21 protein-coding genes are annotated in these 22,687 nt (G+C 41.5%); 10 read left to right on the forward strand and 11 right to left on the reverse strand.

The window, feature by feature from the left end; all coding sequences use genetic code 11:
- Nucleotides 1-412: 412 nt before the first annotated feature.
- The 6 genes from IM509_RS17075 to IM509_RS17100 form a co-directional block, all read right to left on the reverse strand.
- Nucleotides 413-805 (reverse strand): hypothetical protein, encoded by a 393-nt coding sequence (locus tag IM509_RS17075; protein WP_002791850.1) that lies wholly within the window; start codon nucleotides 803-805, stop codon nucleotides 413-415.
- Nucleotides 802-1,179 carry a DUF433 domain-containing protein gene (locus IM509_RS17080; protein ID WP_016514527.1) on the reverse strand — a complete coding sequence of 126 codons (378 nt, stop codon included), beginning with the start codon at nucleotides 1,177-1,179 and terminating at the stop codon, nucleotides 802-804. The genes IM509_RS17075 and IM509_RS17080 overlap by 4 nt, the downstream gene beginning before the upstream one ends.
- Nucleotides 1,180-1,643: 464 nt before the next feature.
- A complete protein-coding gene (locus IM509_RS17085) occupies nucleotides 1,644-1,808 on the reverse strand; it encodes a hypothetical protein (RefSeq protein WP_185237913.1) in 165 nt (54 codons plus the stop codon).
- The gene (locus IM509_RS17090) at nucleotides 1,805-2,263 is read right to left on the reverse strand and encodes a hypothetical protein (RefSeq protein WP_185237914.1); all 459 of its coding nucleotides are present in this window, start codon (nucleotides 2,261-2,263) and stop codon (nucleotides 1,805-1,807) included. The genes IM509_RS17085 and IM509_RS17090 overlap by 4 nt, the downstream gene beginning before the upstream one ends.
- Before the next feature lie 242 nt (nucleotides 2,264-2,505).
- Entirely contained in the window at nucleotides 2,506-6,285 is a 3,780-nt protein-coding gene (locus tag IM509_RS17095; protein ID WP_185237915.1) for an NACHT and WD repeat domain-containing protein, read from the reverse strand.
- On the reverse strand, nucleotides 6,282-6,794 hold the full coding sequence (locus IM509_RS17100; protein WP_185237916.1) for a hypothetical protein: 513 nt from the start codon (nucleotides 6,792-6,794) through the stop codon (nucleotides 6,282-6,284). The genes IM509_RS17095 and IM509_RS17100 overlap by 4 nt, the downstream gene beginning before the upstream one ends.
- A 743-nt stretch (nucleotides 6,795-7,537) precedes the next feature.
- Between IM509_RS17100 and IM509_RS17105 the strand changes: the two genes are divergently transcribed.
- From IM509_RS17105 to IM509_RS17130, 6 genes are all read left to right on the forward strand, one after another.
- Nucleotides 7,538-9,271 (forward strand): peptide ABC transporter substrate-binding protein, encoded by a 1,734-nt coding sequence (locus IM509_RS17105; protein WP_185237917.1) that lies wholly within the window; start codon nucleotides 7,538-7,540, stop codon nucleotides 9,269-9,271.
- Nucleotides 9,272-10,228: an ABC transporter permease gene (locus IM509_RS17110; protein WP_052277351.1), complete on the forward strand. Its 957-nt coding sequence runs from the start codon at nucleotides 9,272-9,274 to the stop codon at nucleotides 10,226-10,228.
- 2 nt (nucleotides 10,229-10,230) lie between these two features.
- Nucleotides 10,231-10,593, forward strand: coding sequence for a VOC family protein (locus tag IM509_RS17115; RefSeq protein WP_052277350.1), 363 nt, complete (start codon nucleotides 10,231-10,233; stop codon nucleotides 10,591-10,593).
- An 18-nt stretch (nucleotides 10,594-10,611) separates the two neighbouring features.
- Nucleotides 10,612-11,340 (forward strand): cytochrome c biogenesis protein CcdA, encoded by a 729-nt coding sequence (locus IM509_RS17120; RefSeq protein ID WP_185237918.1) that lies wholly within the window; start codon nucleotides 10,612-10,614, stop codon nucleotides 11,338-11,340.
- 50 nt (nucleotides 11,341-11,390) lie between these two features.
- Nucleotides 11,391-12,734 (forward strand): cytochrome c biogenesis protein, encoded by a 1,344-nt coding sequence (locus IM509_RS17125; protein WP_185237919.1) that lies wholly within the window; start codon nucleotides 11,391-11,393, stop codon nucleotides 12,732-12,734.
- 86 nt (nucleotides 12,735-12,820) lie between these two features.
- Nucleotides 12,821-13,663, forward strand: a complete 843-nt coding sequence (locus IM509_RS17130; protein WP_072924308.1) for a DNA-formamidopyrimidine glycosylase — start codon at nucleotides 12,821-12,823, stop codon at nucleotides 13,661-13,663.
- 23 nt (nucleotides 13,664-13,686) lie between these two features.
- On the opposite strand, the gene IM509_RS17135 is transcribed toward IM509_RS17130, so the two are convergent.
- Entirely contained in the window at nucleotides 13,687-14,517 is an 831-nt protein-coding gene (locus IM509_RS17135; RefSeq protein WP_185237920.1) for a tetratricopeptide repeat protein, read from the reverse strand.
- A gap of 274 nt (nucleotides 14,518-14,791) precedes the next feature.
- On the opposite strand from IM509_RS17135, the gene patR reads away from it, so the two are divergent.
- The gene (patR, locus tag IM509_RS17140) at nucleotides 14,792-15,640 is read left to right on the forward strand and encodes a heterocyst master regulator PatR (protein ID WP_072924302.1); all 849 of its coding nucleotides are present in this window, start codon (nucleotides 14,792-14,794) and stop codon (nucleotides 15,638-15,640) included.
- A gap of 37 nt (nucleotides 15,641-15,677) precedes the next feature.
- Here patR and IM509_RS17145 read toward each other — a convergent pair whose 3' ends face one another.
- Nucleotides 15,678-16,181 (reverse strand): hypothetical protein, encoded by a 504-nt coding sequence (locus IM509_RS17145; protein ID WP_185237921.1) that lies wholly within the window; start codon nucleotides 16,179-16,181, stop codon nucleotides 15,678-15,680.
- A 38-nt stretch (nucleotides 16,182-16,219) separates the two neighbouring features.
- Here IM509_RS17145 and IM509_RS17150 point away from each other — a divergent pair, with 38 nt between their 5' ends.
- A complete protein-coding gene (locus IM509_RS17150) occupies nucleotides 16,220-17,143 on the forward strand; it encodes a lysylphosphatidylglycerol synthase domain-containing protein (protein ID WP_185237922.1) in 924 nt (307 codons plus the stop codon).
- 64 nt (nucleotides 17,144-17,207) lie between these two features.
- Here IM509_RS17150 and IM509_RS17155 read toward each other — a convergent pair whose 3' ends face one another.
- On the reverse strand, nucleotides 17,208-17,444 hold the full coding sequence (locus IM509_RS17155) for a hypothetical protein (RefSeq protein WP_072924299.1): 237 nt from the start codon (nucleotides 17,442-17,444) through the stop codon (nucleotides 17,208-17,210).
- Nucleotides 17,445-17,561: 117 nt separating this feature from the next.
- Nucleotides 17,562-17,918: a hypothetical protein gene (locus IM509_RS17160; RefSeq protein ID WP_002789240.1), complete on the reverse strand. Its 357-nt coding sequence runs from the start codon at nucleotides 17,916-17,918 to the stop codon at nucleotides 17,562-17,564.
- Nucleotides 17,919-18,170: 252 nt separating this feature from the next.
- On the opposite strand from IM509_RS17160, the gene IM509_RS17165 reads away from it, so the two are divergent.
- Both IM509_RS17165 and IM509_RS17170 read left to right on the forward strand, forming a co-directional pair.
- Nucleotides 18,171-21,497, forward strand: a complete 3,327-nt coding sequence (locus IM509_RS17165; protein ID WP_185237923.1) for an AAA-like domain-containing protein — start codon at nucleotides 18,171-18,173, stop codon at nucleotides 21,495-21,497.
- 131 nt (nucleotides 21,498-21,628) lie between these two features.
- Entirely contained in the window at nucleotides 21,629-21,838 is a 210-nt protein-coding gene (locus IM509_RS17170; RefSeq protein WP_071784021.1) for a hypothetical protein, read from the forward strand.
- 517 nt (nucleotides 21,839-22,355) lie between these two features.
- Here the strand turns inward: IM509_RS17170 and IM509_RS17175 are convergent.
- Nucleotides 22,356-22,559 (reverse strand): hypothetical protein, encoded by a 204-nt coding sequence (locus IM509_RS17175; protein ID WP_103111752.1) that lies wholly within the window; start codon nucleotides 22,557-22,559, stop codon nucleotides 22,356-22,358.
- Nucleotides 22,560-22,687 lie beyond the last annotated feature (128 nt).

The raw sequence follows: 22,687 nt of genomic DNA on the forward strand, positions 1-22,687 counted from the left end.
ACTAAACGTCGGGACATATAAACAGTTATAAGGTTGGTCTGTGTTGACCTCTTAGATTCAGTCGGGGGACTGAAGACCTTACTAGGCGGTTATTTCAGGCATTTCAGCCCTATTTCATGCCTAAACGTTTCGCACCCTACTATTTTTAATATATCTCGTGGGTGGTGCGTTACGACTACTGGACTATTGATTATACGGAAATTTTCCGTATATCACGCCCAAAAGCGTGTTATCCAGATTAGCCTACTGCTAGTGGAGCGGTAGGAGTTGCATTAGGGAACGCACCCTACGGCTAACTTTCCCAATCACCCGCCGCAGATAGACTTTGCATCATAACTGATTAGCTTTCGTCGGTCGGTGTGCATTGGGGTTGTTATGCTGTGTCACCAACAGATATGATGCGCCAATCACCTTATGGAATAAACAACCGACCAGCCCCCATATAGTCTTGGATATCGATCACAATTTCTACAAGCCTTTCAACGCAGCGTTCTCGATAGTCAGATTCATTGACCCTATCCGGATCGCCAATCGTAATGATCGGAAATGAAGTCGGTTGATTTTCTTCACGCATTACTTGTTCCAACGAGTCTTCACCCTTCGCATTCCGGTTTGCCGTAAGTAAGAGCATCCCGTTGGTTTGGGCAAATCTCCAAACTACTCGATCATTGCTGTCTGCGGGTAAGCCAACGTCTTCAAATGTCCTCAACCGAATTAGAGCGAGATCTAATAACCCGCTAACAACAAGACTTCCAGAGATCAGAATTGCCTGCCGATTCAAGTTGTAATCAGCCAGAACAATCATTGCTTCTTCGCTTCCCGCTTTGCTCTGCGTTCCTGAAGTTTAGCTCTAACCGCTTCATAGCCTGGACGAGGAGGAGTAGCAGCGATCCGAGCAAAACGTTCGCGATTCCTCTCTTCCCAAAATTGTTTAGTTTCTGCGGCAGTCTTTAAAACCTCCTGATACTCCGCTTCCACTTCTGTTCGATGTGTTTCAATGTAGGAAAGGGCAGCATGAATCTGAGCATCTGTAAAATTGAAGGCATCACGAATAAACTTGGGTGGATACTGAGCTTTGAGATAATCCATTACGTCATACAGAGTAATACGAGTATCCGCAATTGTAAGCCCTCGCTCTGTGCGGATTATAGCTGTTTGTCCATTCGATGCCAGTGCCATAGCAGTCTTAGCTTTTAATCATTTAATTCCATAGTAGCGCACAAAAAAAGCAAGGGGAACCAACGCCCCCCAACGACTGATTCACAAAATCCTTAATCCTCAACCCAGACCTTCAAAATGTATTTCAGCCTCGTTCCTGCATCTAGCCAGTAGTGAACTCCAACATCTGGCAGTTCAGTATCATTTGTGTGAGCGTCACCCCGTCCTATGCCATCATCAAAGGGAGTAATACGGTGTTTGGAAACCTCTTTGTGGAATTCCACCCGTGTTATTCTTGCTCCGGTGCAAGGAAATTTATCGTCTCCTCGCTTGCCAAGCATACCAGATTCGTAAGTTCTCGAAACATCAACTGCTAGTCATTCAGCCATAATAAACCTCCTTTTTTGCTGTAACTTTTCCGTATATCACGCCCAAAAGCGTGTTAGCCAGATTAGCCTACTGCTAGTGGAGCGGTAGGAGCCACATTAGGGAACGCACCCTACGGCTAACGGCAAAACGCAGCGGCGGCAGATAACCTCGGCATCCCCACAAGCGGCTTCTATCCGTCCGCTGCCGTGGAGTGTTAGCTTGAGATCGCTAACATTAAGTGCCAATAAATCCTGAGAAAAGTTTTGTATTATCTTATTCACATTGGACCTGGTGGAGTAAGTAGTATAGTCCAGTAAGCAATTGAAACAGTAATTCCATTAGCAATTACTAGACACCAAAAAATTTTTGCTGTCCACCTAAACTTAAAAATCCAAATTAGACTCATAACCTCAACAACTGCATTCAACAGCGCAGCCAGAATACAACTCACTATCCAAGTAACTGGATTGAATGTACCCCAGTGAAACAGGGGATGGATTGTGATAGTTGCAATTAACTCCCAGACAATACCAGACAAAGGGATGCCGACAATACCTACAACTGTAGAAACGAGGTTCATCACAAGAGTCATCAATCCTACTTTCCATATTTTTTCTTGGGTCAGCCATATTAAGCAGAGGAACTCAATCAGGAGACTAATTCCAACTATCCACCATGTGTTTATACGTTCAACCAGATACAAAGACGGCCAAATGACATTTGCGAGAATCATCATTTTTATAATTAACGGATTGGCTCAATATTAATAAATTATGCTCACAGTATAATCTTTGAACAAATTTATAGCGGTAAGCGCTTGAGTGAGATACAGACCAAGCCTTGCCTAGCATGGTTTATAGCTCGTGACACTGTACCTCATACGACTGCACACCGCTATATGGACGACCTCGAAGCTCTGTCCCAGCAGAAAATCTAGCAAGCTAACGATCCGCTTCACCCGCCGCTAGTAGCTTTCACTTACTTTGTCTGCCAGTCCGGACTATACTTCTGACAGGTTTCTCTAGCACCTCTAGCAATTTCATCCTGAGCTAAAGTTTCAGGATCGTTCAAAGCGGAATGGTATCGGAGTCTGTTGCAGGCGATATCCAACCAACCCTGCCAATTTCCAATCCAAAATCTTACTGTTTTGTCTGTACTGCCACTGATTATCTGTTTGCCATCAGGGCTGAATACCAAAGATTTAACAGCCCCGTTATGATGGAACGGTTGGCTTACAGGATTTCCCTGTAAATCCCATAATTGAACGGTAGTTTCGGCCCCAACAAAAATTCCTCCAGTACCACTAGCGATAGTTGTTCCATCTGGGTTAAAAGCAACTGTATTTACCGCAGCGATATGGGGAATGGGCTTACCGAGTGAGTTTCCTTCCAGATCCCACAACCGTACAGTTCTATCATCACTGCCGCTAACGATTAGTTTTCCATTAGGGCTAAAGGCAACAGAGCGTATTATCTTCTTTTGATGCCCAATAAAGGGTTGACCTAGCGGTTTCCCCTCAAGATTCCATAAACGTAACTTGCCATCACTATCACCACTGACAATTAGTTTTCCATTAGGACTAAAGGCAACAGAGCGCACGCCAGAACCATGTTGCAAAGGTTGCCCTATGGGATTACCTTTGAGATCCCATAATTGCAACGTTTGATTTAAGCTACCACTGACAACCATGTTACCGTCAGGACTGAAAGCTGCCGCTGCAACAAAATCCCCATGCTTCATATTAGCAATTACATTGCCTTGAAAATCCCATAGAAAGATGGTGCCACTCGCATCAGCACTAAGAATTATCTGGGCTTTTGAGCTAAACGCTACAGAAGTAATCATGCTCTTGTGCTGTTCAAAGGGTGAACCAATAGGCTTACCCTCTCTATCCCATAGCTGAATAGTGTGAACCGTAGCATTATCACGACTACTGGCGCTGGCAATTGTTTTACCATCAGAGCTAATTGCTATAGCTTCCACACCTTGCGGATGTTGAATAACTAAAGGATTCAAGCCGCTTTCAACATCCCATAAGCGAATCGTATTATCGGATGTTAAAACACTATCAGGAAAATCAGAATTAACGTATTCAGAACCACCAGATCCAATAATGGTTTTTCCATCAGGACTAAATACAATCGAAGTAACTGTACTGGTGTAGCCTTTGAAAATTGGTTCTACTAACTGACCCTCCATATCCCACAACCGGATAGTTCCATCTATACTTCCACTCGCAAGCCGACTTCCATCTGGACTAAAAGCGGCTGCGGTAACAAAAGCCTCATGTTTAAGCGGGGGAGTTAGTAGCTTCCCTTGTTGATTCCATAACTGTATAGTTTTACCACTTCCTCCCGTAGCCAATCTTTGACAATCCGGGCTAAAGGCTACGACATCTGTTTCTGTTGTACCCTCTGTGTTCTTAAACAGGGGAGTGATTAACTTACCGTCAAAATTCCATAATCCAATAGTTTGGTTGGAAATTCCAATAGCGAGCATCTGACCATTTAAACAAAAAGCTCCTGTTGTTACACCATAAGGATGAAAATTGGACTGTTCAAGTTTAACTTGTTTGGTCAGATTGCCTTGTAAATCCCATACTCTAATACTGGCATCTCGATCGCCGTAACCATCAAGACGACTAGCAACAAAAATTGCTTGAGAATCTTGACTAAAAGAGATTGCAAAAACATTTTCCTCTATGTTTAGAGAAGTTAGTTTATCTCCTTGTAAATTCCAAATCTGTACTATTTTATCGTCACCAACACTAGCAATTTTCGTATTATCTGGACTAATAGCTAAGGCTCTTACTCGACCTGTAGATTTGAAGGGAGGAGCAAGCGGATGACCTTGTAAATTCCAAATTTGCACCGTTTTGTCGCTACTGCCACTGACAATGAATTTGCCGTCTTGACTGATCGCAAGAGCATCCACACCATTCTCATGCCCTCTAAAAATAGCCTTCTCTCTAGAACTTTCAATTGTTTTCACTAAACTGGTTTGAGCGGTGCTAAAAACAGCTTCTCCAGAAAACTTAGATAGAGCTAGTCCGATTGCATGAATCGCCTTGGCTAAACCATTAGTGGGATTAACATTCAGTTGATCGATTGCCTCAGCAGCTTCTGCACGCACGTTAGCAAGTTGAGTTTGCCTGTCAGCCCGTTTCCATTGCCAGCCAGCAGCAAGAGCAAATAAGACAGCTACTGCCAAGCCACCAGAAAGCCATTGAATAGCTCGACGCTGGAGACGTACTTTTTCTTTTTGAATGCGATCGCGCTCACCTTGACTTGCATCTAAAAACTGATTAGCTTCCTGACTCAAACCGCCGAGAATCTGATTAAAGGTTTCATCTTTTCTCAGTTCTAAAGCCTGTTCTAGTCGAGAACCCAACCACAAATCCTCATGAGATTTGGTTTTCTTCCATTGTTCGACATCATCGTTTAAGCGGTTACGAAGTGAGATCGCCTGACGATTTTCCTTAATCCAAGTATTTAATGTTACCCAGGAAGTCAGCAAAGCTTCGTGAGCGATCTCAATCGTGCTTTCTTGGGAGTCAGTAACACGATTACTCACTAATAAGTTCTGATTGACCAACTGAGTTAAAACAGTCTGCTCTAGTGAGTCGCTAAACTCTGAACGGGTAGCACGTCGCCGCACAGGTTTCCATTCAGTTCCAGATTCTTCATCTTCGCCAATACCCACTAACTTCAGAAATATCCTCTGAGCCGCCAATTTCTCCGATTCAGACAAGGATTGGTAGATTTGCTCTACGTGCTGCTGGAGTGCGCCCCGCACCCCACCCAATTTCCGATAGTTGCTGATATTTAGCGTCCGGTCTTCAATGCCTTGGTTCTGAACTTCCGTTTCCCACAACAAATTTAGCGTGTACTGCAACAAAGGCAAATATCCAGCCTGTCCTTGCACATCATCAATGATTTGCTTGACTAACCCGGTCTCAAACACTACACCATGATGGGCAGCAGGTTGTTCGATCGCCAAGCGCAATTCATCCAATTGCATTTCTGCAATCATGGGGCGATGCTTGTCTGTTATCTTGATTAAGTCGGGATAGGGACTGAGCCGATCCAAAAAATCTGCTCGCATCGTTGCTACAAGTTTGACCGAGCGATCGCCAGCCTTGTTGAGAGCTTTCACCAGTTGCACCAAGCTCTTGATGAAGACATCTCGTTTGCTTGACTCAGTGGTAGTAAACAACTCCTCAAACTGGTCGATGAGAATGAACCAGTAATCATCTGCTTGTTTGAGCAATCGTACCAACTGAGTTAGCGTATCTTCCTTAGCAATACGAGCAATCTGCGCTTCTGACTGTTTATACTTCCCTAACAAACTGGCATACAGGGATTCAAACGGATCTTGATCCGGAGTAAAGACCAGATTCACAAAAGGGCTTCCTTGTCTCTCTGCCAGCCAAGGAATCAAACCTGCTCTAATTACTGAAGATTTGCCGCTTCCCGATGCACCTAGAAGTAATACAAAATTGGTCTGCTCCAGTTCATTCACCAATCCTGTGAGAAACTGATCCCGCCCGAAAAAGCGATCCTTATCTTCTGATTCAAACTTCTTTAGCCCTTTATAGGGGGATGTGATAATGAATTTCCGAGTCTTGACCTCTTCAACTGAGATCTGAATGATCTGTGTCTGGTTAAATGTAACGTTTTGGCTACTAACAACCGACACATCATGGATTGTCTGCTCGCGTCCACTCTCCCCTAAATTCTTAGAAAATTCATGCGTCATGGGACTACCATCCAGGCTTTAGCCACCAAACCAGCAACTTTCATCACTGGCTCTGCCAGTTCTTCTACCCCTGCTAATCCCTTTTTCAAGGCTGCAATTGCTTGATCCACCAAGCTTTTATCTGGCTGTGGCTTTTGTACTTCTTTCTGGATAGCCTGAATTTTCTCCTCTGCCACTTCCTTTAGCAGAGGATTAAGATCGCTATTGGTGACAACTGCCTGCTTTAATTTTTCCAGCACACTCAGTGCTTCCTTTAAATCAGTATTCTCTAGTGTTGCTTGAGTCTTACTTTGATTGATACTACTTCCCTCTGCCTGAATTTGACTCAGACCAATTTCACTACTACCTGTAATAGTTACCCCACTCATACTTTGACTCTTAGCAGGAGTTGTCGCCTCCCTGCCAACAGCAGCTAGAACACTGGGGAGTTCGCGTTGAAGTTCCAGCTTTTGTTCGGGGTTTAGAGTTTTGATAATTTCTAAAATGTCGCTAACGCTATAAGTAGGCATAGGTCAAATTACCAAAAAACGAATTGTTGACAAAATGTAAAAAAGTGATGTGATTTCTTCTCAAAAGAGTTTATGAAGGCTTGATCTGTCTGCATAACTATTGATTATACGGAAAATTTCCGTATAACACTCCTGAAAGTAATGATATGGGTCAACTTTCGGCATATCACCCCATTTATGCGCGATCGCCAGAACTTTTCCGTATATCACACCCAAAAGCGTGTTAGCCAGATTAGCCTACTGCTAGTGGAGCAGTAGGAGCCACATTAGGGAACGCACCCTACGGCGATGGCGATCATACTAACTATATACTAGACGGATTTTTTCCATACAACACCCCAAATACGGATTTTCTGGCTCTTCGTTACTTGTTATGGTTCGATAGGGTGGCATAAATCGACTAAATCCTTATCTGGCAAGAGATTTAATTGATTAGTTCGCTCTAGATCAAAAACAATTGACAAAAATTGCCAAACGTCTTTCTCTATAAGGGTTCCATCCCTTATAACCCCCGTACATTGCATAACACAAACCGAAGAACCCATTTTCGTCGCCGTGCCTAGAATTTTATTGTCTAGTACAGGCTCGCTATTATAGCACGATCGATTTAACTTGACTAGGAAGGGATAAGGGCAAATAATCAATTAATCGATCGAGATCAAGACTCAATGTCTGATAACTTGTTATTGGTGGGGTAGGGAATCACCTAAGTCACCCTGTTGAACTATTGATTGTCACTAAAAATGTTTAAGCGATCGCTTTTCTTGCCCCTGTTAATTTTATCCCTTAGTTGTACGCTGCTTTTTAGTGCTTGTCATCAACAAACAGCTAATAATCCCCCAGCAACGACCAATAATAATTCAGAAACTTTAAAACTTTTATATTGGCAAGCACCGACGATTTTAAATCCCCATCTCTCCACGGGATTTAAAGACTCAGAAGCGAGTCGCATTACCTTAGAACCTTTGGCTAGTTTCGATGAAAAAGGGGAATTAGTTCCTTTTTTAGCGGCGGAAATTCCTACTATTGAAAATGGGGGAGTTGCCCGGGATGGTAAATCGGTGACATGGAAGCTAAAAAAAGATATTAAATGGTCGGATGGTACTCCTTTTACTGCCAAAGATGTCATCGCTACCTATAATTTTATTACCAATCCGAAAACTGGTTCTACTAGCGCCGGCAATTATGAAATAGTTAAAAGTGTGGAAGCGATCGATCCCCATACGGTTAAAATAACTTTTAAGCAAGTTAATCCCGCTTGGTCATTAGTTTTTGTGGGAACAGAAGGGATGATTTTACCCGCCCATCTCTATGAAAAATATAGCAATGAAACAGCACGTCAGGCCCCTGCTAATTTATTACCGGTGGGAACTGGCCCCTATAAAGTGGTAGAATTTAAACCGGGAGATACGGCAGTTTATGAACCAAATTCTTTCTTTCGAGAAGCGGATAAATTAGGTTTTCAAAAAATAGAATTAAAAGGAGGAGGTGATGCCACTTCGGCGGCACGAGCGGTTTTACAGACACAGGAGGCGGATTATGCCTATAATTTGCAAGTAGAGGCTAGGGTTTTAAGTGATTTAGAAAAAGCGGGTCGGGGTCAGTTAATATCTAGTTTCGGTTCTTTGATTGAACGAGTTTTATTTAATTTGAGTGATCCTAATCAAGCTACTGCTGAAGGTGAGAAATCTAGTATTAAGTTTCCCCATCCTTTTTTGAGTGATGTGAAAGTAAGAGAAGCTTTATCTTTAGCCGTTGATAGAAATACTATTGCCACGCAACTTTATGGTATTACTGGGAAAACAACTCCTAATTTTATTGTGATGCCATCGGAATATAATTCTCCCAATACTAGCTATGAATTTAATCTAGAAAAGGCTAAGAAATTACTAGATGATGCGGGATGGAAAGATAGTAATGGTGATGGTACTAGGGATAAAAATGGGGTAGAAATGAAATTAGTTTTTCAAACCACTGTCAATCCTCTCCGTCAGAAAACCCAAGAAATTATCAAACAAAGTTTACAAGCGATCGGGGTAGGAGTAGAATTAAAAACTGTTGATGCCAGTATTTTCTTTTCTAGCGATCCTGCTAACGATGACACGGTAGAAAAGTTTTATGCTGACCTACAAATGTACACTACCGGTAATAATAGTCCCGATCCGAAAGCCTATTTTAAAACCTTTACCTGTAGCGAAATTCCTCAAAAAGCTGATGGTTGGGCCGGGGATAATTATGCTCGTTATTGTAATCCTGAATACGATAAATTATGGCAAGCTTTTAGTCAAGAATTAAACCCAGAAAAACGGAGAGAAATAGCAATTAAAATGAATGATATGTTAATTAATGATTTTGTGATTATTCCCCTAGTTCATCGTGCCGATGTGGTGGCAATTAGCAATAGTTTGTCGGGGTTTGAATTAACTCCCTGGGATAGAAATACTTGGAACATCAAAGACTGGAAGCGTAGTAAATAAATGCTTAAATATTTTCTGAAAAGATTATTATTTTCGATTCCCACTCTTTTAGCTATTAGTATGGTGGTTTTTGGCATTTTAGCCCTAGCGCCGGGGGATCCGATGGGAGAATTTGCCGCTAATCCCGCTATCACCGAAGCGGTGCGAGAAAATATTCGCAAAAGTCTCGGATTAGATCAACCCCTTCCCGTGCGTTATGTCAAGTGGTTGTTAGCATTTCTTCAAGGAGATATGGGCTATTCTTTCACCAGTCGCAGCCCAGTTTTTACCCTCATTTGGCAGCGTTTACCCACAACCCTCTGGATTGTCGGTATTGCCTATATTTTTGGGGTTTTAATTGCTTTTCCTTTGGGCGTAATTTCGGCAGTCAAGCGCTATTCTTGGTTAGACAAAATCATCTCTACTTTTTCCCTACTTGGCTTTTCTTTACCCACTTTTGTAACGGGATTATTATTAATTATTATCTTTAGTGTGCAGTTAAACTGGCTACCATCTTTTTATAACAGTACCCTAAAAATCAGTGATTTTAATAGTTTGATCGAGCAGGTGAAACAGTCAATTATGCCTGTAACTGTATTAAGCTTATATCAAGGAGCGATGTTGATGCGTTTCGTGCGTTCTTCCGTAACCGAAGAAATTCACCAAGAGTACGTTAAAACTGCCTTAGCCAAGGGACTAACTAATTTTTCTGTTCTAACTAAGCATATAGTTCGTAACGCTTTAATCCCCGTTGTCACCCTGATTGCTCTCGATATTCCCTCCATTTTTACTGGAGCTTTAGTTACAGAACAAGTGTTTCGTGTACCGGGTATCGGTGCTTTATTAATTGATTCTATTTCCCGCAGTGATACCCCCGTAGTGATGGCGATTACCTTTATCTATGGGATTTTAATTGTTATCTTTAACTTAATTGCCGATTTAACCTATAGTTGGCTCGATCCGCGAGTCAGATATTAACTATGAACATCACAAAATCCTTACACACGGCGATTTTAGTCACCGAGCTAGAAAAAGCCATTAACTTTTACGAAAATGTTCTAGGATTGACTAGAATCGATCGCCCTTTTCAATACGATGGGGTTTGGTATCAAGTGGGAGATTATCAAATTCATTTAATTGTCGATAGCAATTACCAAAATTACCGTCCCAATCCCGAAAAATGGGGACGCAATCCTCATCTTGCCTTCGCTATTGATGACGTGACAGCCATGGGTAACTATCTAGAAAGTCAAGGTTATACAATTCAAATGAGCGCCTCGGGTAGAAAGGCATTATTTGTCAGTGATCCCGATGGTAATATCCTAGAAATGAGCCAAATTTAGCCTGAAAAATTCCCCAATATGTTAGACCAATTACAGACTCAACTCTATCACCTTGAACAATACGCCGATCGCTTAGTAACTTCCCAACTAACTCACCTTAGTTTTGTCAGTATTGCTGTGATTTTTCTAGCCGGTTTACTCACCAGTCTTACCCCCTGTATGCTGTCGATGTTGCCGATTACCGTCGCTTATATCGGGGGTTACGAAAATAAAGGTCGTTTAGCGGCTTTTTGGCAGTCCACATGGTTTTCCCTAGGATTAGCCACCACCTTAGCGGGATTGGGACTAATTGCCGCTACTTTAGGAAAAGTCTATGGACAGGTGGGGATCGGTTTACCAATTATCGTCAGTGCGATCGCTATTTTGATGGGGTTAAACCTCTTGGAATTATTACCCCTGCGCTTCCCCTCCCTTGGTGCTACCGATTGGATTACCGGGGATTTTCCGCCGATTTTGCGGTCCTATCTTCTCGGTTTAACATTTGGTTTAATCGCCTCTCCTTGTAGTACTCCAGTTCTAGCAACTCTATTGGCATGGGTGGCCAATACGGGAGATTTAAGCTTAGGAGGGGGATTATTGTTATCCTACACCGGCGGCTATGTTTTACCCCTAATTATCGTCGGTTCTTTTACTGCCTCGCTGAAAAGCTTTCTTTCCCTGCGTCAATGGTCCGGATGGATTAATCCCGTCAGTGGGGTTTTATTAATCGGTTTTGGAGTTTTTTCTGTATTATCCCGTCTGCTGTGATGGTGGAGAGTTATGATAGATAATTGGCTAGAATTGCAAAACTTTTAACTATGACTATATCGGAAACTTCCTCAAATTTAAAGAATACACCGCCTCAATGGGGACGGAAATTTATCCAGACTATTGCCGATCTACGATTGGCAATTATCCTTTTACTTTTAATCGCTATTTTTAGCATTTCTGGGACGGTAATCGAACAGGGACAATCTCTATCTTTTTACCAAGCTAATTATCCTGAGAAACCCGCTTTATTTGGCTTTCTGACTTGGAAATTTTTATTACTATTGGGATTAAATCATGTTTATAGCACTTGGTGGTATCTATCATTATTAATTCTCTTCGGTTCCAGTTTAACTGCTTGCACCTTTCGACGACAATTACCCGCTTTAAAGGCGGCCAGAAACTGGCAATTTTATCAACAATCTCGCCAATTTCAAAAACTAGCTTTAAGTGCTGAATTAGAAACTGGTTCCCTAGAATCTCTCACCCCCTTGTTAGAAAAAAAAGGCTACAAAGTTTTTCTAGAAAATAACAGTCTTTATGCTCGTAAAGGTCTGATTGGTAAAATCGGTCCGATTATCGTTCATGCAGCCATGTTAATTATTTTAGCAGGAGCGATCTGGGGAGCGTTAACGGGGTTTTTCGCTCAAGAAATGGTAGCTAGTGGCGATAGTTTTCAGGTTAAAAATATTATTGAAGCTGGACCCTTATCTAAAAATTCTCTCCCCAAGGATTGGGGGATTAAAGTTAATCGTTTTTGGATTGATTATAGTCCTAAAGGTGACGTAGAACAATTCTATTCTGATTTGTCGGTGCTCGATAATCAAGGACAGGAGATCGATCGCAAAACTATTCAAGTTAACCAACCTTTGCACCATAAAGGGGTGACTTTTTATCAAACCAGTTGGGGAATTGCTGGGGTAAAAGTACAGGTGAATAATAGTCCGATCCTACAGCTACCGATGGCTAGTTTAGACACCAAAGGTAATGGACAAATCTGGGGAACTTGGATTCCGACTAAAACCGATCTTAGTGAGGGAGTTTCTCTTTTAACCAGAGATCTACAAGGTACGGTAATTGTCTATGATGCTAAGGGAGATTTAACCTCTGCTGTACGAGAAGGAATGACGATTCCCATCAATGGAGTTAATCTAAAAATAGTCGAATTAGTGGGAAGTACCGGGTTACAAATTAAGGCAGATCCGGGAGTGCCTATTGTCTATTTAGGTTTTGCTTTATTGATGATGGGAGTGGTAATGAGTTACTTTTCCCATTCCCAAATTTGGGCTTTACAATCTGGTGATCGCTTTTATATTGGTGGTAAAACTAATCGCGCTCAAGTCAGTTTTGAACGGGAACTGATCGATACCATCGAAATGTTAAAGTTAAAGTAGAATTGACCTTAATCTGGTGTTCTGTTTATCTATCTTTTTCCTTTTGCCTACCCTAACCAAGAACTTAATTTTGTTCAATCACTTATATGCCAGAATTGCCAGAAGTAGAAACGGTGCGTCGCGGGTTAAATCAAGTTACCCAGGGCAAAAAAATTATCGGTGGGGAAGTATTATTACAGCGTACCCTAGCCTACCCTAATTGCGAGGCAACTTTTCTGCAAGGAATTACTCAGACTACGATTACCAATTGGCAGCGCCGAGGCAAATATCTCCTCGCCAATTTAGATAATGGTAGCAGTATCGGGGTTCATCTGCGTATGACCGGACAATTGCTCTGGGTAAAAGATACCACTCCCCTGCCGATTCATACGCGCTTACGCTTCTTTTTTGCCAATCAGCAAGAATTGCGCTTTGTTGATACCCGCACTTTCGGGAAAATTTGGTGGATTGCCGCCGATAAAACCCCAGAAAGCGTGATTACTGGTCTCAAAAAACTGGGACTGGAACCCTTTGATCGCAATTTTACCCCCGATTATCTCTATAGTCACTGTCAAAAAAGTCGTCGTCCGATTAAAACTTTTCTCCTCGATCAAAATGTGGTGGCAGGAATTGGCAATATCTACGCGGATGAAGTTCTTTTTAAAAGTGGTATCCATCCCCAAACTGCCGCCAATCTCTTAAAAATTGAGCAAATAGACTTATTGACAAAAAACATTATTTCTGTATTGGAAACAGCGATCGCTGAAGGCGGCACCAGTTTTAGCGATTTTCTCCACGTTACGGGAGTTAATGGCAATTATGGCTCGATGGCCTGGGTTTATGGTCGTACTGGCGAAAATTGTCGCCTTTGCGGTGCAACTATTGCCAGAATTAAATTAAGTGGACGCTCCTCTCATTTTTGTCCCCAATGTCAAGTCTCAAGGGGATAGGGCAGAAAGGAAAAAAAAGCTGCTCACTGATTAGGGGCTGTGGCTTGAATTTTGTTGTTTTCGTCGGCTAGGGTCTGAATCTCCTGTCTATAGGCAAAAGGAGCGCGACTGAGAGCCTTTTGAAAGAAGGGTTGAGCCTCTTGATTTTTGCCCTGTTCTTTTAGTACGATCGCCGCCGCCAAAATCGGTCGGAAATCGTTAACATCCATCTGTTGAGCTTGTTTATAGGCGTTTAAAGCTTCCGGATAATTTTGCTGCTCGAAATAGATTTTGCCTAAAAGTAACTGAACGGAAACGATATCGATTAAACTAGCAGGATTATTGGGATCGGCAGCAGCTTTTAAAGCGCGATCGAGCGTATCTTTGACCAGACTAATCGCCTCGATCTGGCGGTTTTGGCTGAGAAATAAATTAGTTAATCCAGTCAAGGCTCGCAGCTCTTGGGGATGGGAGGCTAAAAGAGCGCGATAACTGCCTGTGGCTCCTGCATAGTCCTCTATTTGCTGTTTCGCTTCCGCCAAAAGTAGTAGATAATCGGATTGTTGGGGGTTAAGTTGCGCTAATTTTTCTAAAGGTTCGATCGCTTGCCTTAAATCCCCCTGCTGTAGGCGAGTATCTAATAATCCCCGCAAAGCCGCCTGATTATCGGGTTCACGCTCTAAAACCATCTGATAACCTAGTGCTTGACTGGCCAATTTCTCTTGTTCCACTGCGGACAGATGACTCTGTACCGAGGAGTGCTGACTCTGGAGAATAGAAGTCAATAGCGGCATGATCGAGAAAGACAGCAAAGCAAATAACATCAGGACGAGACCGATGGACAGCCAACGACGGTGAGAGAGAGAGGCTTTCATAGACTGGGGTGCGAGGGGACAGAGAGGAAAATGTTATGGAAATCTGGAGATTTGATCAGGGGATCGATCGAATTGGCCGCTCTTTATTAAGTACAATGGGCAAACGGTCAAGACTCAAAAGGGTTTTGACAAGGTTGACAGTCAAAAGATCATGGTTCTTAATATATTAGATGCCAGTAGAGTCGCCCTAGAGGGTTATTGTAACCCCCCAGATCGCGCTTTTGACTTGCTTGATTACTAATTTACTATGTGTCTCCGCCGCTAGGAGTGTGATATGAATCGTCCTGGGAATCGGTTTACCGAATCACCGAAAACCCCCCCGACCCCTGAAGTGGAAATTCAGGAAGTCCCCCTTGAATCCCCCCATACCGAGGCTGATTTAGCCGTAGAGTCAGCCACCCCCGAAGAAGTCAAACGTCAACAACCGATCCCCCCTCCCAGTCATCTGCGGCAGTATCGGGCGATCGGTCTCGTCTATGGCCATTATCAGCGATCGGAGGAACAATTAACTAAAGGCAATATTTTAACTGCCGATGGTACTCTGATCGATGCTGTGATTCTCGGTCGGGTGATCAGTTTGGTCAAAAATCATCTCGATCTGGAAAAACCCCATCTTTGGGTGGTTTATCCGCGCACCCGTCAGGAAAATGATGCCCTTCATGTTCAGATTGTCGGTGTTTGGGAACCAGAAACCCTGAAAAAGGAAGATGATCCAGAGATAGAGCCTCTCCTCGCTTCTACCCCGGGTTATTTCTCGATTCGAGGCGAAGTCATCTTTACCGAACGGGAAAATCAAGCGGTAGTGGTCAAAATCCGACAAATGCCCAAAACTGAAGCGGACAAACCCAAGTTTTTTAAACTAAAATTGCGCGGTACTTTATCTGGTAAACCGATCAGTCGTTTTTGGGATTTTCAGGTACAACTTAAAGGAGATGCCTTAACTATTTTGGAAGGTTTAGACCTCGGTTTTGCCAGCAAGAAAAAACCGATGGGTAAGGGAGGTTTTAAAAAGCCTTTTGATAAAAATCGTCATCCCTCGGGGGAAGGAGAAAAACGACCTTTTACCCCCGGACAATCCCCTATCCCTCGGCCTTCCCGACCAAAACCCGTATCGGAAAACTAATTTTTTTCTAAGGATGGGTGAGAAACCCATCCCTAGTCTAGGATTTGGTTTTGGGAGCTATTTGATACTTAGTATTGGGAATATAAGCGCGAATTCTATAACTATAATCTGTTCCCAAAATCTCGGCGATAAAAACCGCTAACTGAGTGCCTAAAATCGCTTCATCGGCAGAATTAAAAGATTTATAATCTTCTATTAACCATTCTTGACCACCATTAACTAAAGTACATCTAAATGTACCAAGAGATTCGGCGATTTCTGTATGTTCTGTATAGTTTCTCGTTTTTACTTCCCCCGCACTATCTGCTCTCAAACACAATTGATTAAGTTCTGCATAAAATTTGGCAGGAATTTTGTCTAAATCACCCCCTTTAGTCGCCCAATGCACAAAAAGATGAAAAGACCAAGGAAGATTGAGGTAGAGTAGATAAAATAAACCCAGAATAATTGTTAAATACAAGGAGGAAGTCAGGAATTTATCATATTTCCTTTTTCGGGATCGATTTAAACGTTTAGCTAAATCTAACTTTGATCTTTTCATAAATTTTAATGAGTCAAAAGTAATTCGTAAAAAGTAAGATGTATAAAAAAATCTGGCGTTTTGCTCCGATTATCCTGTCTTTGAGTTTATTTATTCTAGCGGTCTGGGCAATTAGTCAAGAATTTAAACACTACACTTTTGCCCAACTCTTGGCTAGTTTGGATCATATTACCACAAGTCGTCAGCTAGAAGCTATTTTTTGCATGGCTTTGGGTTATTTGTCGATGACGGGTTATGATCGCCTAGGTTTTTATTATATCAAGCATCCCTTAGCTTTAGGCACTATTATCCGCACTGCTTTTATCAGTTATGCTCTTGGTAATACCATTGGTTTAACCTTATTTTCTGGGACTGCTATCCGTTATCGTTTCTATACTCCTGCGGGGGTGGGGGTGGTGGATATTGCCAAAGTTATCACTTTTACCCATTTAAGCTTTTGGTTAGGAATGTTAGGGATTGGTGGTTTAAGTTTCCTCCTCGATCCCCAACGGATTCCTCAACTTTTAAAATTACCTTTTTTAACTACTAAACCTTTAGGAATAATTTTTTTATTGCTGGTTACGGGCTATTTTTTCTTGACTCTCACCTATAAAAAACCAATAAGAATCGGCCAAGAAAATATCTATTTACCCTCTTGGACTCTTTCCCTGGCTTTGATTTTGTTGACTTTTATTGATTGGATATTAGCCGCTAGAGTTCTCTATCTTCTTCTCCCAGACAACTATAATACTTCGTTTTTAGGATTTTTCGGTCTCTACGTATTTGCCATGACGGCAGGGGTATTAAGCAATGTGCCGGGGGGAATAGGTGTTTTTGAGTTTATCATGCTGAGATTACGCCCCGAATATGTATCTAATGCCGAACTTTTCGGTTCTTTAATCGCCTATCGAGCTATTTATTATTTCCTGCCTTTAATTGTCGCTTTTGTCTGGTTGTTGGGTTACGAGGCGCGCAGAAAATAAGGCCCGCAAATTAGCTTAAACGGACAAAAAAGTCCCCATGCCGTCATAGCTGGGGAGCATCAATCTAGTAGGCTAAAGTTTCTAAAGTTTCCCGTAGATAGGAACAAATGCGAGCATCAGCATCGTCTCTATTTTTACCTGATTCTAGTTGTTCTTGCTGCCAACGCCGAAAACCGGAACTAGCGGCGATGGCTTGTTTTAAATGCTCCCAAGTGTGATGATCTTTGCGAAGTGGGGTGTCAGAAAATGTGGTAGAGTTGCCCATCTTTACCTCTGGTGGTACGGTTGCACCTTTTAACATAACTTAAAAATGGCTGGAAATTCTGATAACTGGGACACAATTAGGCAGAAAAAGGTGTTGCCTAGCTGGAAAGCTGCGGGGATGCCAACACCTTTTTTGAGGAAATATAGCGGATTTTTAGGAGATTTTGCTGGTTTCTGCCGCTTCTTCCACTTCCACTGCCTGATTTAAAGCTGCGGGGGGAATGGGGATAGGAAATACCGACGGCAGGTTAGCGGTGGCATCTTCGGGAGGCTGCCCAGGGTGAAAACGACGGTAGCTTAAAACACCAGCTACGGTGATTGCTCCTGTAGCGGCGGCAACCCCTAAAATAAGTTTGTTAGGATCCAGATGGAAGGTGGTATTGCTGCCAAAAATGCTTTTACCTTTAGCGAAAGCACAAGCGGAGGCGCTGCCGGCATCAAGAGTACCTAAAACAATGCCACTGACGAGGGTGGCACTAACGGCGATGGAGGTGAAAAAAGTTTTCTTCATAATTGCCTTGGGATAGGTTGTCAATAGCGATTATCGGCTCTTCTGGTTTCTGTGTGGAAACGAGGTCTATACCGATAGAATATCCGCAAAATAGTCCTAAAAGTTTTGCCCAATAAGCACTTCAGGGTTCCATAAGCAAAAATTATCACACAAAGTCGAGAAGAGCCGATTATCCTTGCATTATAGATATATAAATCACAATTGTCTATTTTATTTCCGTTGGTGACATTGAAATAATTTTGTTTAAGGATAATGAATTATCAATATCGTGTCGGGGGTAGTCTTGCCTATAACCATCCTACCTATATCGAGAGAAATGCCGACCGAGAACTGTTAACGGCGTTGAAAAATGGTCAATTTTGCTACGTTTTCAACTGTCGTCAGATGGGTAAATCCAGTTTAAGGGTACGAGTGACCCATATTTTACAGCAATTGGGCATGGATTGCGCGTCCGTAGATATAACCAGTCTTGGCAGTAATGATAATTTATCCCAATGGTATAACGGCGTGATCACCCGTTTGTTTTTAGGATTTAATCTGACGGGAAAAATTAATCTTAAATCCTGGTTGCGCGAGCGAGAGGATTTACCCCCCGTGCAGCGTTTGGGACAATTTATCGAGGAAGTTTTATTAGTTTATTGTCGGGGAGAGAAAATATATATTTTTATCGACGAGATCGATAAAATTCTCAGTTTACAGTTTTCTCTAGATGACTTTTTTTCCCTGATTCGTTATTGTTATAACCAAAGAGCGGAAAATTCCCAGTATGAAAGAATTACTTTTGCTTTATTCGGTGTGGCTACCCCGGCAGATTTAATTCGTGAAAAGACCCAAACATCTTTTAATATCGGCCAGGCGATCGAATTAACGGGATTTAATCTGGCAGAAATTGCTCCTTTAGCTGCGGGATTATCCAGTCAAAGTAATTATCAACCTGATTGGTTAGAAAAAATTATTTTTTGGACGGGAGGACAGCCATTTTTAACCCAGAAAATCTGTCAGCTATTGCTGGAAACTAATTTAGATATTGAGACGCTGATCAAAGAGAGAATTATTAATAATTGGGAATCTCATGATGAACCAGTTCATCTGCGAACTATTGCCGATCGCTTGTTAAGAAATCAAGACAAAGCGGGTCGTTTGTTAGGTATCTATCAACAAATTTTAGAAAAAGGTGCAATCCTGTGCGATGATAGTCCAGAACAAGGGGAATTAAGGTTATCGGGGTTAGTGGTGAAAAAGGATAATCAGTTAGTAGTTTATAATCCTATTTATCGAGAAATATTTAATCTCAATTGGGTAGAAAAACAATTAGAGCAATTGCGTCCCTACTCAGAAGCAATCGCCGCTTGGCAACAGTCTAATTATACCGATGAATCGCGGCTTTTACGCGGAAAAGCTTTAAATAATGCTCTCGATTGGTCTCAGGGAAAAAGCTTAAGTAATCTTGATTATCAGTTTTTAACTGCCAGTCAAAATCTCGATAAAAGAGAGGCAGAAATTAGCCTAGAAACCCAGAGGCAAGCTAATAAAATTCTAGCAATTGCTCACCAAAAAGCTACCAAAAGAATTCAAATTGGCTCGGTAATTTTAATTGCTTCTCTCTTGGGTTCTCTCTTAGCTTTTGTCCAGGTAAAACAAGCGTGGCAGCAAGTAGAAACCGCTCAACTAGGTATTAAATTACAGCGCAATGGTGATAGTTATTGGCAGCAATTTCAATTTGAACAACTAGAATCTTTAATGGCGGCCATGCAAGCAGTAAATAGTTTAAAAAATATCGTTACTGATGACCAAACCCTGGGTAAATATCCTGCTACCAGTCCAATTATTACCCTGCAACAAATTTTAGATCGCATTCAAGAAAAAAACCAACTGCAAGGACACCGAGGAACTATTTATAGTGTTAGTATTAGTCCTGATCGTCAAAAAATTGCCACTGCTTCTCAGGATGGGACGGTAAAAATTTGGAATCAAAAAGGTGAGAATATTCAAACTTTGACAGGTCATCAAGGAGCAGTTTATAGTGTTAGTTTTAGTCCCGATGGTCAAAAAATCGCCACTGCTTCCGAAGATAAAACCGCCAAAATTTGGAACTTGCAAGGACAAAATTTAGTCACCTATCCTGACCATCAAGAATCAGTTTATAGTGTTAGTTTTAGTCCCGATGGTCAAAAAATTGTCACCACTTCCAGGGATAAAACCGCTAGATTATGGAATTTATCAGGTGAAACTTTACAGGTATTTAAGGGACATAAAAGATCGATAGATGCAGCTAGTTTTAGTCCCGATGGTCAAAAAATTGCCACCGCTTCCCGGGATGGTACGATTAAAATCTGGGATTTATCAGGTAAAATTATCTTGAGTTTAGGTCAAGAAAATATTGAGGCTTTTTATAGTGTTAATTTTAGTCCTGACGGTCAAAAAATTGCCGGGGCAGCGGCCGATAAAACTGCTAAAATCTGGGATTTACAGGGAAATTTAATAGCTACTTTCCGGGGACATCAAGATTTTGTCAACAGTGTGAATTTTAGTCCTGATGGCAAGTTTATAATTACTGCATCTAGTGACGGTAGTGCTAAAATTTGGGGAATGCAAGGGGAAGAAATAACTACTCTCAGAGGACATCAAGAATCAGTTTTTACTGCTATATTTAGTCAAGATGGAAAACAGGTGGTAACTGGATCGAGTGATGAAACGGCTAAAATTTGGCAGCTGAACAATTTAAATCAAGCTCAGGCCGATAATACCAGTGTTAGCATTAATTCCCAGGGCAATATTATCGCTATTGCTAATAAAGATGGTCAGATTACTTTACTCGATTCCCAGGGAAAAAAAATTAGAGAATTTGCCACAAAAATGCGTTCAATCTATAGTATTGCTTTTCATCCCGATAGTAATCAGATGGCGATTACAGGAAGAAATGGAAAAGTCCAAATCTGGAGTCAAAAAGGAACAATGCTTCAAGAATTTACCGCTAGTCAAGTACCGATTTATAGTCTTGCTTTTAATGGAGAGGGAACAGCAATAATCACGGGAACAAGCGATGGAAAAGTTCAATACTGGCACTTAAATAATCATCGTCCTCAATTGATTAAGTCTTGGACAGTTGATGATAGTATTATCTATGATTTGGTGTTTTCTCCTGATCATCAAAAAATTGCTACTGCTACTCGGGGAAAGATTAAAATTTGGGATTTACAGGGCAATCTTTTAAAGGAGATTAAAACCGATTCTTTTCCCGTTTATGGAGTTAGTTTTAGTCCTGATGGTGAAAAAATCGCCGCTATTTCAAGGGATGGTACAGCTAGACGCTGGGACATTGACGGAAATTTGCGCTCCGAGTTTAAAATAGAAGAGGATATCGTCTATGGGATCACTTTTAGTCCTGATGGTCAAGAAATTGTGATTATTTCTAGGGATGGTCAAAAGCATCGATGGCCCTTAGAAACAGAATATAATTATTTACAAAAATTGCTCGATCGAGGTTGTCTTTGGTTAGAAGATTATCTCAGGACTCGTCCCGAAAAACGAGAAGCTCTATCCCCCTGTACTGGGAAAATAAAACCATTCACCTTTTAAACTTGGTTTGACTGGGTGGGGGGTGAAGGTTAAATTAATTAGTTAATTTCTTGGGTTCTTAGGTTTGTCTTATGCAACGGACAGGGTTATAAGGGATGAAACCCTTATAGAAACAGACATTACTGTGATTTTTGTCAATTGTTTGCGATCTGGAGCGAACTAATCAATTAAATCTCTTGCCAGATCAGGATTTAGTCGATTTATGTCTCCCTATAGAATCATACCAAGTAACGAAGAACCCAACATTTTTGGTTTTAACGCTAGAATTTTATCTAATGACCTTTTGTCAACGAGAGAGTCTAGGTATTGTAAAGTTTCAATATAAATATAGTCAGATATAGTCAGGCATAGTAATATATAGACATGAGACGATCAGACTATGCAAAAAAAGCAGCAATAAGTTATCGAACGGCTTGGAGGTGGTGGAAACAAGGGAATTTAACAGGCTATCAATTGCCTTCTGGTACAATTATCACAACGGATGACAACCCTTCAAAACCCGACGCTGAGTTAAAAGACAACGGACAATAATGTTAGTAGCCGAGTAAGGGAGGCGTTAGAGTATTTTTGGGGATAGGAGCAGGAGAAATTAGAGAAGTAGAAGAAACTGAAGGCGAGGTAGAAACTATCGCAGTGGTTGGCGGTTCAGTCGGCTGTTTAAACCCTAAATAAATCGATACACCCATTACAACAATTATAGGAATAATAAAATATTGAAAAGCTGAAATAAAAGATTTCATATTAGTTGTAGTAGATGAAAAAAAGTTCGATAGATATTTGTCACTGAAATTATGTCAACATGGTAGGGACACGACATTAGCAAGGTTCTGTAGGAAGTTATCAACATCACTAAAACGTTCAAGGACAAGCCGTTGACTTAACAATAATGGGATTTATAGTAGTAATTGACTCAAAGCGTTTCAATTCCTCATCAGTCAGTGGTGGATTGTCGGTATCTGATAAAGCATTCGCTTCAATTTCTTCCTCAGTCATAGCCTCGATTTGTGTCCAGTCTGTCTGAGTCTTTAAGGGTACAGTCGTGCCGTCAGAAAGTACAGTCACAACTTAACCGTCAGGTAAAATTCTTGTGGCCTTCATAGACTTTTCTCTCCTTTTTATTGGTTCTCCTTGCTGAAATTAGGCGGGATTTTTCTCCTTGTGGGATGGGCATTTTGCCCGTCAAAAGGCTA

The organism is Microcystis sp. M31BS1 (genome assembly GCF_020245285.1).
In the GTDB taxonomy this organism is placed as follows: Bacteria; Cyanobacteriota; Cyanobacteriia; order Cyanobacteriales; family Microcystaceae; genus Microcystis; species Microcystis panniformis.

What these genes read in the sequence shown, in the direction of transcription:
- IM509_RS17075 (WP_002791850.1), bottom strand. Translation starts at nt 805, where the DNA reads ATGATTGTTCTGGCTGATTACAACTTGAATCGGCAGGCAATTCTGATC.
- IM509_RS17080 (WP_016514527.1), bottom strand. Translation starts at nt 1,179, where the DNA reads ATGGCACTGGCATCGAATGGACAAACAGCTATAATCCGCACAGAGCGA.
- IM509_RS17090 (WP_185237914.1), bottom strand. Translation starts at nt 2,263, where the DNA reads ATGATGATTCTCGCAAATGTCATTTGGCCGTCTTTGTATCTGGTTGAA.
- IM509_RS17095 (WP_185237915.1), bottom strand. Translation starts at nt 6,285, where the DNA reads ATGACGCATGAATTTTCTAAGAATTTAGGGGAGAGTGGACGCGAGCAG.
- IM509_RS17100 (WP_185237916.1), bottom strand. Translation starts at nt 6,794, where the DNA reads ATGCCTACTTATAGCGTTAGCGACATTTTAGAAATTATCAAAACTCTA.
- IM509_RS17105 (WP_185237917.1), top strand. Translation starts at nt 7,538, where the DNA reads ATGTTTAAGCGATCGCTTTTCTTGCCCCTGTTAATTTTATCCCTTAGT.
- IM509_RS17110 (WP_052277351.1), top strand. Translation starts at nt 9,272, where the DNA reads ATGCTTAAATATTTTCTGAAAAGATTATTATTTTCGATTCCCACTCTT.
- IM509_RS17115 (WP_052277350.1), top strand. Translation starts at nt 10,231, where the DNA reads ATGAACATCACAAAATCCTTACACACGGCGATTTTAGTCACCGAGCTA.
- IM509_RS17120 (WP_185237918.1), top strand. Translation starts at nt 10,612, where the DNA reads ATGTTAGACCAATTACAGACTCAACTCTATCACCTTGAACAATACGCC.
- IM509_RS17125 (WP_185237919.1), top strand. Translation starts at nt 11,391, where the DNA reads ATGACTATATCGGAAACTTCCTCAAATTTAAAGAATACACCGCCTCAA.
- IM509_RS17130 (WP_072924308.1), top strand. Translation starts at nt 12,821, where the DNA reads ATGCCAGAATTGCCAGAAGTAGAAACGGTGCGTCGCGGGTTAAATCAA.
- IM509_RS17135 (WP_185237920.1), bottom strand. Translation starts at nt 14,517, where the DNA reads ATGAAAGCCTCTCTCTCTCACCGTCGTTGGCTGTCCATCGGTCTCGTC.
- patR (WP_072924302.1), top strand. Translation starts at nt 14,792, where the DNA reads ATGAATCGTCCTGGGAATCGGTTTACCGAATCACCGAAAACCCCCCCG.
- IM509_RS17145 (WP_185237921.1), bottom strand. Translation starts at nt 16,181, where the DNA reads ATGAAAAGATCAAAGTTAGATTTAGCTAAACGTTTAAATCGATCCCGA.
- IM509_RS17150 (WP_185237922.1), top strand. Translation starts at nt 16,220, where the DNA reads ATGTATAAAAAAATCTGGCGTTTTGCTCCGATTATCCTGTCTTTGAGT.
- IM509_RS17155 (WP_072924299.1), bottom strand. Translation starts at nt 17,444, where the DNA reads ATGTTAAAAGGTGCAACCGTACCACCAGAGGTAAAGATGGGCAACTCT.
- IM509_RS17160 (WP_002789240.1), bottom strand. Translation starts at nt 17,918, where the DNA reads ATGAAGAAAACTTTTTTCACCTCCATCGCCGTTAGTGCCACCCTCGTC.
- IM509_RS17165 (WP_185237923.1), top strand. Translation starts at nt 18,171, where the DNA reads ATGAATTATCAATATCGTGTCGGGGGTAGTCTTGCCTATAACCATCCT.